Origin of the sequence: Denitrovibrio acetiphilus DSM 12809 (assembly GCF_000025725.1) — a bacterium.
Taxonomy (GTDB): Bacteria; Chrysiogenota; Deferribacteres; order Deferribacterales; family Geovibrionaceae; genus Denitrovibrio; species Denitrovibrio acetiphilus.
Genome location: NC_013943.1, coordinates 589,886 through 603,630 on the forward strand (window position 1 = coordinate 589,886; position 13,745 = coordinate 603,630).

General features: G+C 37.9%; 16 protein-coding genes. 7 read left to right on the forward strand and 9 right to left on the reverse strand.

All coding sequences use genetic code 11. The features are described from left to right. Positions 1-3 precede the first annotated feature (3 nt). The 3 genes from pglZ to DACET_RS02895 are packed head-to-tail and all read left to right on the forward strand — an operon-like array spanning position 4 to position 3,912. Positions 4-2,253, forward strand: a complete 2,250-nt coding sequence (gene pglZ, locus DACET_RS02885; protein ID WP_013009915.1) for a BREX-4 system phosphatase PglZ — start codon at positions 4-6, stop codon at positions 2,251-2,253. 11 nt (positions 2,254-2,264) lie between these two features. After that, complete coding sequence (gene brxL / locus DACET_RS02890; protein WP_013009916.1) at positions 2,265-3,707, forward strand: BREX system Lon protease-like protein BrxL; 1,443 nt, start codon at positions 2,265-2,267, stop codon at positions 3,705-3,707. Positions 3,708-3,711: 4 nt separating this feature from the next. After that, entirely contained in the window at positions 3,712-3,912 is a 201-nt protein-coding gene (locus DACET_RS02895; protein WP_013009917.1) for a hypothetical protein, read from the forward strand. Positions 3,913-4,081: 169 nt separating this feature from the next. Here DACET_RS02895 and DACET_RS02900 read toward each other — a convergent pair whose 3' ends face one another. Genes DACET_RS02900 through DACET_RS02915 form a run of 4 tightly spaced genes read right to left on the reverse strand, consistent with a single transcriptional unit; the run spans position 4,082 to position 6,002 of the window. Next, positions 4,082-4,567, reverse strand: coding sequence for a DUF6573 family protein (locus tag DACET_RS02900; protein WP_211204098.1), 486 nt, complete (start codon positions 4,565-4,567; stop codon positions 4,082-4,084). Further along, positions 4,491-4,862: a hypothetical protein gene (locus DACET_RS02905; protein ID WP_013009919.1), complete on the reverse strand. Its 372-nt coding sequence runs from the start codon at positions 4,860-4,862 to the stop codon at positions 4,491-4,493. The genes DACET_RS02900 and DACET_RS02905 overlap by 77 nt, the downstream gene beginning before the upstream one ends. Beyond that, on the reverse strand, positions 4,859-5,236 hold the full coding sequence (locus DACET_RS02910; protein WP_013009920.1) for a hypothetical protein: 378 nt from the start codon (positions 5,234-5,236) through the stop codon (positions 4,859-4,861). Before DACET_RS02910 ends, DACET_RS02905 begins: the two co-directional genes overlap by 4 nt. Positions 5,237-5,246: 10 nt before the next feature. Beyond that, entirely contained in the window at positions 5,247-6,002 is a 756-nt protein-coding gene (locus DACET_RS02915) for an ArdC family protein (protein WP_244392584.1), read from the reverse strand. Here DACET_RS02915 and DACET_RS16205 point away from each other — a divergent pair. Then, complete coding sequence (locus tag DACET_RS16205) at positions 5,925-6,110, forward strand: hypothetical protein (RefSeq protein WP_169304175.1); 186 nt, start codon at positions 5,925-5,927, stop codon at positions 6,108-6,110. The genes DACET_RS02915 and DACET_RS16205 overlap by 78 nt on opposite strands. Before the next feature lie 57 nt (positions 6,111-6,167). Here DACET_RS16205 and DACET_RS02920 read toward each other — a convergent pair whose 3' ends face one another. Then, on the reverse strand, positions 6,168-6,737 hold the full coding sequence (locus DACET_RS02920; protein WP_013009922.1) for a hypothetical protein: 570 nt from the start codon (positions 6,735-6,737) through the stop codon (positions 6,168-6,170). Between the two features lie 377 nt (positions 6,738-7,114). On the opposite strand from DACET_RS02920, the gene DACET_RS02925 reads away from it, so the two are divergent. Beyond that, the gene (locus tag DACET_RS02925) at positions 7,115-9,340 is read left to right on the forward strand and encodes a hypothetical protein (RefSeq protein WP_041229821.1); all 2,226 of its coding nucleotides are present in this window, start codon (positions 7,115-7,117) and stop codon (positions 9,338-9,340) included. Here DACET_RS02925 and DACET_RS15900 read toward each other — a convergent pair. Next, positions 9,292-10,043, reverse strand: a protein-coding gene (locus DACET_RS15900; protein WP_211204088.1) for an IS5 family transposase whose coding sequence is annotated in 2 segments (ribosomal slippage) — positions 9,292-9,728 and positions 9,728-10,043 — 753 coding nt in all. Because the reading frame shifts where the segments join, the coding sequence is not laid out codon by codon here. The two genes, DACET_RS02925 and DACET_RS15900, sit on opposite strands and share 49 nt — an antisense overlap. Before the next feature lie 102 nt (positions 10,044-10,145). Here DACET_RS15900 and DACET_RS02935 point away from each other — a divergent pair. Beyond that, positions 10,146-11,669, forward strand: a complete 1,524-nt coding sequence (locus DACET_RS02935) for a hypothetical protein (RefSeq protein ID WP_041229826.1) — start codon at positions 10,146-10,148, stop codon at positions 11,667-11,669. Then, entirely contained in the window at positions 11,633-12,529 is an 897-nt protein-coding gene (locus tag DACET_RS15345) for a DUF4062 domain-containing protein (RefSeq protein WP_083772334.1), read from the forward strand. The genes DACET_RS02935 and DACET_RS15345 overlap by 37 nt, the downstream gene beginning before the upstream one ends. 6 nt (positions 12,530-12,535) lie before the next feature. Here DACET_RS15345 and DACET_RS02945 read toward each other — a convergent pair whose 3' ends face one another. From DACET_RS02945 to DACET_RS02955, 3 genes are read right to left on the reverse strand one after another with little or no spacing between them, the layout of a single operon-like run. Beyond that, the gene (locus DACET_RS02945) at positions 12,536-12,841 is read right to left on the reverse strand and encodes a hypothetical protein (protein WP_013009925.1); all 306 of its coding nucleotides are present in this window, start codon (positions 12,839-12,841) and stop codon (positions 12,536-12,538) included. Further along, positions 12,828-13,532: a hypothetical protein gene (locus DACET_RS02950; RefSeq protein WP_013009926.1), complete on the reverse strand. Its 705-nt coding sequence runs from the start codon at positions 13,530-13,532 to the stop codon at positions 12,828-12,830. Before DACET_RS02950 ends, DACET_RS02945 begins: the two co-directional genes overlap by 14 nt. Next, positions 13,525-13,740, reverse strand: coding sequence for a hypothetical protein (locus tag DACET_RS02955; protein WP_013009927.1), 216 nt, complete (start codon positions 13,738-13,740; stop codon positions 13,525-13,527). The genes DACET_RS02950 and DACET_RS02955 overlap by 8 nt, the downstream gene beginning before the upstream one ends. Positions 13,741-13,745 lie beyond the last annotated feature (5 nt).

Genomic DNA, 13,745 nt, shown 5'->3' on the forward strand with positions numbered 1-13,745 from the left:
TATATGTTAAGTAGAGCTGTCGGTAGATTCTTAAAGTCTACAACATATTATCCTTTTTTTATCACAGTTGGTGATGAAAACTATTGTGACATTAAAAACAAACTATCAAATCTTGGATTACATTTTATTAAATTAAGTGACTATTGCAAAGAAGATGATAAGTTACCGGATTTAGATGCTCTATACGAACAGCTTAAAACTACCAATAAAATGTTAGGTGTTAATACAATTGCTATTCTTGGGCTTGGGGAGTATTTAGCTCTTTGCGGAAAAAGTGAAGTAAATAGAGTTTTGACACATTTACAAGCAATGAATACATCTAAAACAAAAGTTGTATTGCTACTACGTGGTGTATCCTCGTATGTAAATAACTTGTGTTCAGATATCCGCTTTGATAGCAGTAGATTTTTTTGTGCGGGTAGCACTGATTGTAATTTATCTATAACAGTGAGTAAGCTTTCTACTTCTTATGGAGTCTTGAAAGGATTCAAGGCTTTGCTTAATGAATTAGAAAATGGGAAACGTGAAAATATTATAGTCAATACAAACATTGATTTAAGTCAGTCGCTTTTTACTAAGCGTGAGAGATCAAATGCTTATGACGAAATTCTGTTTATTCTGGAAAACTTCAGTTTAGCAGAGACTTGTGGGACTAATGAATATTGGTCTGAGCTTTTAAAGGTATTGACAGCGAACGACAATTCCCTTGAGGCTGTTCTTGAAAAATACGGTTTAACTGTTGATCTTGAATTGAACATACATGATAAAATATTTGGTAGAGAATATCGAAATTGGTTGTTTTTTATTGCTCTAAAAATCAATATAGATAGATTGTCGAACAGTTATTTGAGACTTGTGTTAGAGAATACTCATGACTACAAAAATCTAAAACTGAATTTACTTAATTATATTATTAATATATCACATACTGATAAAAAACATAATACTCTCTATTTAGAGAGAAAAGACCTTATTAGAGACTTCCCAGAGCCCGATATTGCTGAATTCATTATAAGAAACCGCAAGAATCTTTCAGAAAGTATTTACAAATTGACGGATAATACCATAGTTGAGCGTGAAGAGATAATAGCTTGGGTATCACAAAATGGTATTATTGAAGAAATCGCTGAAATATATCCCGTGCTTAATACCTATTTGAAAAAGTTTGTATTTAATTGTGGAGATTTATCTGATTTGCTTACGAATTATTTCAGTAATTACAAAGAGCAAAAAGTCTCTAACAAGCTAAATAAAGAGTTTATTGATCAAATTGAGGTGCTTGCTGAAAATCGAATTTATAATCGTTTACCTACGCGCAACGAAATAATTGATAAGTTAGAGAAATCTGACTCACATCTATATTGGCTTGATGCACTTGGCGTGGAGTATCTTTCATTTTTTTCAGAAATGGCGAGAGAATATGGACTTTACATATCTATAAAAATTGCACGTGCTGAACTTCCGACAATAACTTCGATAAATAGAAATTTTTTCGACGACTGGCAAGGAAATAGCAAAGAAAAAGACAACAAACTAGATGATATCAAACATAGCGATGAAGGTGGTTATAATTACGATAACAACGTTTTACCAATACATCTTGCAAAAGAATTAGAAATAATTGAGACGGTTATCAAAAAAGCAGCGACAGCACTAAAGCTTAGAAAATTCAAACGTTTTTTAGTAGTTAGTGATCATGGTGCTTCTCGCCTAGCTGTATTAATGAAGAAAGAAGAAAAGTACGAAACTAATACAAAAGGGGAACATTCAGGGCGTTGTTGCAAGTTATTTGAACCTTACGATCTACCTTTTGCTGCCGAAGAAAACGGCTATCTTGTGCTTGCGGATTACGGAAGATTCAAAGGTAGCAGAGCTGCAAATGTTGAAGTGCATGGCGGTGCTGCACTAGAAGAAGTGATTGTCCCTATTATTGAATTAACACTAAAAGATGATAGCGGTGTGGTAGTAGAATTAGATGACAGCAAACTTATAACTGTAGACTATAGAACTGGTACAGAAATAATCTTATTCATAAACTATTCACAGGACGAGGTATCTGTGATATTTAACAACAAAAGATACTTTGCGGAACAGATTGATAATAATCACTATAAGGTTGAGCTCACAGATATGAAACGTGCTGGTGAATATCTTGTTGATGTTTACAGTAAAGATAATTTGATTGCTACTATAAGCTTTAAAGCACATGGTAAAAGTGGCAAAATTATTGACGAATTTAATGACTTATTTTAAAGGAAAGATTAATGACTGATAAACTTAGAAATTGTTTCGACGAAATGGTCGTATTCAAAGACCTTAAAAAGAATAATTTTTTTTCATCTCTTAATCTGCCTTCTTTTATGCGAGACTGGTTACTTAAAAAATTTGAGGATGATAATGGGCAGTTTGAAACAGAAGAACTGATTCGGTTTGTTCGCACATACCTTCCAGGTAAAGATGGTTGGACAGCAATTAAGGACCGTATAATTAAAGAAAATGAAAGAGTCAAATTTCTTGCAAAAATATCATCGGACATTGCCATTAAAACTGGCGAAGTTTCATTCTCTCTTCCTGATTTTGGTTTGACAAGTAAAGATACTATTATAGAAGATAATGTTTGGAATGACTGTAAAAATGAATTAGTTCGCGGTCGAGAAACGTGGGGAATGGTTGAACTAGGATACCGAATGGCTGAACCAGAATTAAAACTAACAGGTAAAATCAAGCTGACAAGTTTTAAGTCTTTTTGCCCCTATACTATAGATCTCGAATACTATAAAGATGCACGCCGAGAGTTTGAAACATCCGAATGGTTAGATGTCCTTCTCGGTGCTGTGGATTATAATGCGAGTGGGTACCTTGGAGATGAAGAGCAGAAACTGACAATGCTGACCCGTCTTCTTCCTTTTGTTGAGAAACGTTTGAATCTTATAGAACTTGCACCAAAAGGGACAGGTAAATCATATCTCTTTGGTCGTGTGAGCCGTTTTGGATGGTTATCTTCTGGTGGAGTAATGAGCCGTGCAAAGATGTTTTACGATCAAAATAAACGAACAGAAGGTTTAGTTTCTGGGAACGATTTTGTTGTTCTAGATGAAGTTCAGACTATTTCGTTTACTGATGTTGACGAAATGAGAGCAGCTTTAAAAGGCTATCTTGAATCAGGTGTTTTCACCGTTGGTAACTATGAAGGCAAAGCAGATTCCGGAGTCATCCTTTGTGGAAATATCAAAAAAGAAACTATGGATAGCGATGGTTTTAGTAGCATGTTTGAAGAATTACCGGCAATCTTTCACGAATCAGCACTCATTGAAAGATTCCATGGGTTCATAAAAGGATGGAATATTCCTAGAATGAATGATGATCTCAAAATATCAGGTTGGGCCTTAAACTCAGAATATTTTTGTTCAATATTACACGAATTACGTGAAGATTTAAGCTACCGTGCTATAGTTGATGAACTTATTCATGTGTCTGAAGCTGCTGACACCCGTGATACTGAAGCTGTAAAGCGTATTGCAACTGCATATTTGAAGTTACTTTTTCCTCATGTCCGTGATGCATCTGATATATCAGCAAGTGAGTTTAAAAGGTACTGCCTTGATAGAGCACGTAAAATGCGTGATACTATTAAATATCAGCTCGGACTATTAGATATTGAATACAGAGGTAAAGACATTCCTACATTTAGTGTTAGAGGAGATTAAGAACGTGGAAGACAAAACATGTTATGTGTGCTCAAAAACAATAAATGAAAAAGATGAAATAGGAGTGAATAAAAAGCTTTTGGGAAGAAATGTGGTGAGGTTTTATTGTTATGACTGTTTGGCTGAAAATTTTGAAATTACCACAGAAGAACTTTATGCTAAGATTGAGGAATATAAGTCTCAAGGCTGTAGTCTTTTTGGCTGACTTAAGTAACTTCTTATACTTAAATACGATTCTGAATGTATTATCGTAAATACTATGATAAAATCAGTATTCAATTTATATGTGGGAGCATATTTCATTTTATTAGTATAAAGCCCCACCAAAATGGCAGGGCTTTGAAGAACGTGTAAACAATTAAGCAATATCGAACCTAGTCCTCATTTGGGTACATTATGGTGATGACGGGGTTAGCGTCGTCGCCAGGGCCGATTACAGAAACCAGCTCATGCACACGCTGGGTGCCGCTGTCATGTTTTCCGGCGATATCCCGAACGCTCACTTTGAAGCGGACACCGGCGGCCTGCTTGTTCCTTTCGGCTGCCATCCGCATGCAGAATAAAATATCCCACAAGCGGCCAGTAATATCATCCAACCCTTCATACTCTTCCGGCAGTGCGACACAGCTGTCGTAAACAGCCCTCGTCAGCGCAACCGGAATCTTGAACCCTGCCTGTCTGACAAGCGTCACATGCTCACCTTCTGGCGTATAGTCTGTTACGTCCACAAGAACGCCATCAGCGATAGCGTCAGAGCGGGTATATGAGAAGACAATGTCATCTTTACCAAACATATCTGCTCCTCCCGCAAAGTGTTGCGTGAGAGATTTGCTCAGTCTCGTAACAGCTTTTAATGTCATCCAGATAAGAGCTGAAAGTTACGCAGTATTTGTCTACAAATATCTGCTCATATTCAGATCGATACCTGCGGCCTGAATTATCAAGGTAAGTAATGTCAGGAATGAACCATGAAAGATTAAGCTCGCCAAAAAGCTGACCGGATTCTGTGATTGTCCTTAACGCCTGCTTAATCTGCCTGATGTTATTTTCAGTCAGATTTACAAACGCTTTGACAGTTACGCCTTTGAATAATTCCGGATCGGTCAGAACAGTAAGGATGAGGGTTTTAATGATCGGCTGTTTGTCTGAGCTCATGACAGCCCCCTTACGAGATTGTCAGCGGACTCGTCATCCATAAAGAGCTCTTTGTGCGTGATGTCCATAGTCTCAAAGCTGACGTTGCAGCCAGATAAGTATGAGTAGAATGACACCCCATGCTTATCAACACAGACATGATCACCTTCAGAACTGCATTCTTCGCCTTCGTTATCGAAATAAGTGATATTGGCTCCGAACCATACAAGCGTGAGGCCGATAAATTCGGAACCGGATTTTTCGATAATTTCACGACCTTTGCGTATAAGTTCCAGATGTTCAGGTGTTAGGCTGACGATAGCTTTGACAGGAGCTTCCATCCATAAATCATGCTCGGTTTCGACTGATAGCTCGAAAGTTTTAGCATTATCCATGACAGCCTCCTTATGACGCTATCAGGTCTTTGCTGGCTTCCAGCTCAACCGATTCAATGATCTCTTTGGAAACCTTATACGCCACGTCCACAGACTCCATGATCTGGTCGATGTCGCCTTTGCCCCATCCGAAGAGGTAGCCAAAGGAATATTCGCCGGAATCAATGCCGAAGTGTTCCGCCACGATAAAGGCCGTCATCTCCGCCTCGATCTCTTTAACGCTTTTCAGCTTCTCTTCGTTGCCGACGTGGTTAAGGACGCAGTGAGCAACCTCATGGATGAGGGTTTTCAGTTTCTGCTCCTCGCTTTTGATCTCATTGAGAACAATGGCGCAGCCGTCGGTATAGCCTCCCAGCGGTGCAGTGAGCTTCTGCTGGGATATGCTGTAAGTTCTACCGAATACACTCATAAACCTTTCAAAGAGCTCTGTGTGCCCTCCGAAGTCACTTACGAGCGACGGCACCTTATCCCCATCAGTCTGGCTAATGTCGAATACAGGGACAGATACAAAGCCTGACAGGCGTTCCTGCTGAACGTCAACCTCCAGGCCGGTTTCCTCGTCAATTTCTTTGGATTTGTTTTTCCTGAAGCGTGGCGCAAATATCATAATCGCCTTTTCGCCTTTCCGGACAAACCTTCCGAGCTCATTCCATTTCCGCATTCCGGCAACGTGCGTTGCATATGGGTTATGCTGGTATATGAGCAGTGTATTGACGAAAGAATAGTTTCGGAGCTTGGCCAGAAAGGAGAGATAGTCCTGCAGCATGCCGCTGTTGACGATGTTTTCTATCCCGTCCCTGATCATTTCCCTGAGTTCCATTTTGTTCTTAAACATTGTGTGCCTCCACATGGTTTTTGTGACGGGGCACACTGATAGCCCATGACGGGTGTAGTGTCCCCGTCTGGGTTAAACGATAAACAATTTGATGTCTTAAGCGGTCTTTTGCATTTCGCTCGCTGGCAGTATCTCGTTGAGATATCTTTTGCCGTTTTCGCTGGTGTAAACAACAGCGTTTACAGTCTGCTGCACGTCGAGAAGTACAGTATTTTTTGTCCTCTGTGTGATGACAAAAGGCTCCTGAAATCCTGCAAACATTATTCCGTTGCCGTCTTTTTTTATGATGACAAGATTCTCCATAGTGGAAATATTCCTGTCCGGTTTAGACGATGATGAAGATGTCTGGGCGGATTCGGTCTGCTGAGAGTTTTCAGCATTTGCGGAAACTGGCTGTACCTGATGATCGTGCACGATTATTCTGAGATATCCTCTGGAGTCTGATTCAACAAGGCTGTTGTCTTTAACATCAAACCTTCTTGTGGTCAGCCTGCCTGTGATGGATATGAAGTCTCCGGACTGCGCACTGATTTCAGTAAAAGAGATCAGATAGGCTGCGCTGGAGTCCCCGAATATTTCGACACACAGTGCTGAAGCCGCTTTGCCTTGATAAGACACGCTTTGACATGATTTAACGATACCTGTGAGATTAACCTGATTAAACATAATATACCTCCGTAGTGTAATGATTTGACTGTACACAGGCATATTTCTGTCCCGCTGCAGGGTTAGAAAATGCCCTGCACAGGGTAGGTTAATTCGATACAAGAGAAACAAATGATCGGTGGTGTTCCGACTTGTCCACAAAAAGCGGATCATCCAAAAGGATGTAAATATGTTTAAAGGATATATTAGGTAAGTTTTTATGCAATAAAGCAGTTTGCAATTAAAGGTATAATATTAATAGTAAAAAATAATAAGTTTAAATATTGTTTGCCTTAGGTTAGACTATATAACTGTTTACATATAGCAAATATGGATTTCTTATTCTGAAGTGTAAGTTTATTAATCAACTGTCAAGTATTTGTTTGTGAGGATTTTTTATGAAATGGATAGATTCTTCAGATATTAAAAACTGGGCAAATAAAAGAGATGCACAAGATCTGTTGCCGCTACTTATTAGGAAACTGATACATGCCTCAGTGGATGTTGAATCTATTGATATTCCTGCTGGCAGCTCAGTTTCTACTGGTGGTTGGGATGGTATTGTTAAAACAAATGGACAACACGCTTACGTCCCCTCTGGAGATTCGGTATGGGAATTTGGTGTAGACCAACAGGCAATTAAAAAGGCTGAGAGTGATTACGTAAAAAGAGTCAAAGACCCGCTCACTGAAACTCCAGCAGATACTCATTATGTCTTTGCTTCACCAAGAGCGTTCACGAAGAATAGGACGTGGGCCAAAGATAAATCACAAGACAATGTATGGAAGACAGTTAGAGCTTATAACGCTAGTGATTTAGAGGCATGGTTGAATATTTGCCCATCAGTTTCTAAATGGTTCTCAGCTCAAATTGGTCTTCACTCTGCTGATAAAGTGGAGTCATTAGAGATTTGGTGGGATGAGTGGAGTTCTGTCACCAAGCCGGTAACTTCTACAGAGCTTCTTTTAAATGATAGACAAGAAACTCTTGAGTCTTTTAAGGACTTAATTGCCCAAAGTCGATTTATGTTTTCGATAGAATCAGACTCTCTGGATGAGAGTATTGCTTTTATATATTGTGCAGCGAATTCTCTTGAGCAAACGTTAAGAGACAATTTCTTATCTAAAGCAATTATTATAAGATCAAAAGCTGACTATGACAGTATTGTTAACAACAGCGATAATTGTATTATAATTCCTGTTTTCCCAGAATTTGAAGGCGGTCGCTATGCTCTAGATAAAGGTCATTCATTAATAGTTCCTGTTGGTCAATCAAAAAGTTTTAAAGGAAGTTCTATAACTTTAGAAAGATTAAGTAAAAGTGCTTTTACAAAAGCATTGGAAACGATGGGGCTCATACACCAAAAAGCGTGGCAGATTGCTGCGGATACAAAGAGGTCACTTACTGTATTTCGTCGAATTAATACCGATGGCAAACTTATAAAACCATATTGGTCTTCAGCAGATGTAAAGTTATTAGTTCCTATGTTATTAATTGGAACATTTGACTCAAACAATGAGTCTGATAAGCAAATGGCATCCATGCTATTTGATGCAGACTACGACGAAATAGATAAATTCCTTCAAAATCTATCACTAGGCGAAGATCCTTTTGTACGTAAGATAAGAGGGGTTTGGGAACTCATATCTTTTAGAGACGCTTGGTATTTCCTTTCAAACGAGATAGATGATGCTGTAAAAGAAAGATATCGGAAATGTTTTTTAACTGTATACAGTGATGAAAATACAAGATTTCTTAAAGAGTTAGAAGAGCGTTATTTAGTTCCGACTAATGAGCAATATGAGTTTTCTGTTTATATGAGAAGATCTTTAAAGAATACTTTTGCTTTATTAGCACTTGAATCTGATAACCAATCTGATAACCAATCTTATGTCGATTCATTATTAGGTGAGATTTTAAACGAAAGTACAACGTGGAACCTTTGGGCGTCTCTCAGAGATGAGTTATCGATCTTTGCTGAAGCAGCACCAGCTTCATATTTATGTGGTATTTCATATCTCGTTACTCAAAAAGAAAAGGTTTCTGAACTCTATCGGTCATCATCAAATGCTTTGTTTGGAGGACATTCTCTTACTGGTATCTTATGGGGACTTGAGAATATTGTTTGGTCTGAAGATTATGGCGAGAAGGCAGTTATCTTAATAGCAAAACTAGCTTTACTCGACCCTGAGCCAAAAAGCAATTATGTAAATCGTCCAATTAATAGTCTAAAAGAAATATTTAAATACTGGCACCCTCAAGGAAATTTTAGCTCTGATACACGTATAGAGCTTATTGAACAGATACACTCATTAAACAATGAACTCGGTTGGAATATCATCGATAGTGCATTGCCCTATAGAGGTGGTGGTACCGCTAGTGGGATTTCTAAACCAATGTGGAGAGAATTTAGAGAAATAGAGAAAGTGACTTATGGTGATATAAATTGTTTTGCAAACAATCTATATAAAAAAGCTATTGAGTTAATTAATTCGAGCAGAAGTATAATTATTATGCTCAAGCGTGGAGACAAAATAAATGATGATAATTTTGATTTACTAGGGGCTGTTCACATTTATTTTAACCATATGATTACAGCCACCAATGTTACCATTGCCTCATAGTTTCTTGCAAGTTTTTCATATCTTGTGGCAATTCGCCGGAATTCTTTCATTCGCTGAAAGAGCCTTTCAACCAGATTGCGCTCTTTATACAAATGCTTGTCATATTTCCGTTGTTCTAATCTATTACATTTAGGCGGGATAACTGCAACAGCACCAGCCTGTATTATTGAAGACACAAAAGCATTGGAATCGTACCCTCTGTCAGCAATCACATAAGCAGGTGAAAATCCTGCGATGAGATTATCTGCCTGAGCGTATTCCGACTCCTGTCCTCCCGTAAGGATAAACCTTACAGGGTTGCCATGTGAATCCACAGATGCATGAATCTTAGTACTCAGACCGCCTCTGGAACGCCCTTGGCATTCTTGGTTTTGGCAGTTTTTTTTGATGCACCATGTTGATGAACCCTTACAATACTGCCGTCTACCATAAGGTACTCAAGGTCTGCATCTCCAGACAGCTCTGCAAATACTTTCTGCCAAACATCCTTTTTAGCCCATCTGTCATAACGTACGTATACACTATGCCATTTGCCAAAGCAGGGGTGCATGTCACGCCAAGGACTACCTGTTCTGGCTATCCATAAGACTGCTTCTACAAAAAGACGGTTATCTTTAGCTGTTACTCCGCTGTCGCTCTTTTTTCCGGGGAGCATATCTTTGATGCGTTCCCATTGTTCATCTGATAATTGAGCTCTATACATAAAATACTCCAATTATTTCATTGGAATATATATCGGCATTAATTTAAATGTGAACAGCCCCTAGTGTCTGAATTGGAGAATGTTGAACAATATAATTTAGAAATGTCAGAGAAGAAAACAATTTGGGAGCAATTAGAAGGATTAATATCAAGCTGCGAAAAGCAAGAACGTAGCAACATAATACAACGTGCAAATGTTTTTAGAGAGCTAGCAAACACATATAAACCTGATGATATAATTCAAACAAACATTTCGTGGTTTTCATATGACTATCAGGTTATTAGAAAAAAATATCCAGAAGCAGAAGATTATAAAGAATATATTGAAGTACTTGATGTTGATAGATTTAAGATTTTGAAAGATATTTTTGAACAAAAGGGTGTTGATGGATTAATACAAATAGCAAAACTTTCTGAGGATTCCAGATCTGTCGGTCGAGTTATTGGTGCTAATTCATATTTTTATGATGAAGTTGACCGTTATTTATTATCAAATTCAGAACATTTAGATAGTGCTCAAAATATTTTATATGAATCATATATAACAAGAAGAGTAAAAGAGGATAGACAATATTTAGATTACATAATTGAACAACGATGTTTCACTGATAAATTCAAGGCTAAAGTTCTTGTATGGTGTGTTGGAGCAATTAATACTTTATTCGACTATTTAGAAAACTTTGATGAGTCAGAGAGAGAATTTTTTTGGGAAAATGCTTACTCTTATCACCTGCACGAGGATCTTGACTCAACTCATATTATTGAAAATTATCTGAGATATGATAATCCAATATCAGCTTTAGAGTTTTCAGTTGGAGCTAGAAAGAAAGAGCAAATACCTCCTGCAATTTTGCAAAATGTTCTTTGGGCTTTAGCAAAACATTCACCTAAAAGACAAATTGGTAATATGGACACATATTATATTGAGCTAGCTTTCGAGAGGCTTTGGGATTCCGAAGAAGTAAATGATACAGAAATTCTAAAGCTAGAATGGGCATTTCTGAAATTATGGGATGGATATGATGGTAAGTACCCAAAATATATTAATAAACAGATAGCTTCTGACCCCTCATTTTTTGTTGAGTTATTGTCTTTTGCATTTAAACCCAAGAATTCTGAAAAAAATGACCAAAATATTTCCAAATTACAAGCCGAAAATGCTTATCACGCACTAGATTTGTGGAATATAGTGCCGGGACAAAGTGAAGATGGAGAAATAGATTTAGCTAGTCTAAAAAAGTGGATAAGCGAGGTTCGGCATAAGTCTGAAGAAAATGATAGAATTGATATTTGTGATCAATATATAGGTCAAATATTGGCAAAAAACCCAAAAGTTAAGTCTTATGAGGTTCCTGATAAAGCTATACTCGAAATTCTTAATGAAGGTATAAGTGAGCATGTAAAAACTGGGTTTGCTGTCCAGTTTAGCAATAATAGAGGTGTACACAGTATTGATGTGAAAGATCCTGGGAAAGGTGCAAGAGATTTAGCAGCATCTTGTCGTAGTATTTCTCAAGTATTACTAATTTCGTATCCGAAAGTGTCTGAAATATATACTTCTATAGCAAATAATTATGAATATGAATCAAAATGGCAAAACGATCAATCAGAGCTGGAAGGGTATTAATTATGTGGAAGTTGCACCAAATATTTTTAAGTTCAACCTTCAGCGATCTTGTTGATGCAAGGTCTAGAGTAATTGAAGGGTTACTTAATGGTGGATTTTATCCGAGAGGTATGGAGCATTTTCCAGCGACTGGTTGTGAACAAGAAAAATATATAGAAAAAGCTATCGATAGAAGCAGTTTAGTGGTTTTATTATTGAACAATAGATACGGCAATGAAATTGACCGACTTGATAAAAAATCATACACTCATTTTGAATATGAGTATGCTAGGAAAAAGAACAAACCCATTTTAAGTTTCATTAACGATAAAATTAAGCACGATAAAAAAGAAAGTATAGAGCAACAAAGAAAACTTGAAGAATTAAAAACGCAGGCCAAGAAAAATTCAATTTGTCATTTTTTTGATAATAAAGATAAAAAATATTCAGCATTAAGAGAAAAAATTATATCTTCTGTTTACCAGAATGTAAATGATTGCGCTGTATTTTGGATTAATAACACAGAATTAGATTCTATGATAGATTCTATTAAAATTCAATCTGTGGACAAAGCCACTGGAAATTATAATGAAATGGAAGAAATTGAAGTACAGCGTATTATGAAGATATTAAAGTCCTATCCTAGATTTACTTTTGAAAATTTTAAAAAGCAACTTGGACAAGAGATTAATTTGGCATCAACGAGCACATTTGCTAATAATGGAGTTTTGGATTTAATTTCTAGGCTATTATTAAATAATTATATCAAGCTTGATCTATCTGATAATAAAGGGGATATCGTGTTTAAAGTTACTAATAGGGTATTTCAAAATAAAGAAAGTAATCTTAAAGAAGAGACAGGTTTTACTAACTATTATTAAATTTATTTATTGCTTTGACACTAATTCCTTTGCCTTCTTATACTTATATCCGCACTTGGAGCTGATCTTCTCAACTGTGGATTCGAGGGCACGGCAGTTCGCGTAGAATTCGTTCAAAAGAGCTTGAACTTCCTCGACGGAAAAGCCGTCCTGAAGCAGGTTACGTTTCAAGGTACTGATGCCGATGTCGGCCTGTGAGAGGATTAGGACGAGCATGTGGCTCTCTGGTGTTCTAGTGAAGACAACCTTTGTGTCTGGTCTTTTGGCGAGCTCTATCTTCTTTTCCACGATACTTTTCTTACCTGCGGCCATATGGTCTTCTCCTGTCATTTTTTCTGTTTTCAGAGGCGATGTAACTGCCCCAGCAGAGCAATATAAAAATCAGAGCCGTGAGCAGCATCATCCATGAACTGCTCAGTAGCACAGGGCGGATATCTCGCACCCAGTAGTAGATTTCCTTCCGGAAAACTGAGCTGACTCTGGTCATTTTATTCAGTACGCTGTAGAGGTTCGCATCTGTTATAACCACATAATAGACAAAGTGGTAAAAGGCGGCACTGGAGACAGCCTTTATAAAGCTCCCTGTAGTCGCTCCCCAAAATAGATTATTCAGCATCAGTTTTGTGACTCTGCCTGCGTTAAACCTTGCGGCATATGTGAAAAACAGTGCATAAACCAGACTGAACGAGATGGTCATAACAAACACATATCCCCTGTCGAAGAGCGTCGGAACCCTATGCCCGAAAACCGGAATCTTTGCCTGTATAACCCCCACAAAAAGAGGCATCAGAAGCATCATCAAAAAACCGCCGTGTATGACGGTCTTCATACCGAGCCAGAAATATTCCATCCGCATGTCTATAGTGTAGTAATCCTCCGGAATGACAGAGCCGCCGGACTCTGCGACGGAATATCTCTGAATCTCTCCGATAACCTCAAGCAGCCCCGCAGGCTTATGCCTCTCCTGCGCCGTTTCTATTGGTATAACATCTGTTTCAGCCATAAATGAGCCTCATAATAATTATTCTGATACCTGTGCCGTATGCCATGCATGCCGCAATGATGATGCATACTGTTCCGGCGATTACGTTCCGCCTTTTGAAGGAGAACCAGAGCGCAAAAAAGATGAAAACTACCCCGATAATCTGCGCCCAGTGCCCCTTGATAATGCCGTTGTAAATCATTTCGACAAACGAATTATACTGTTCCATACATT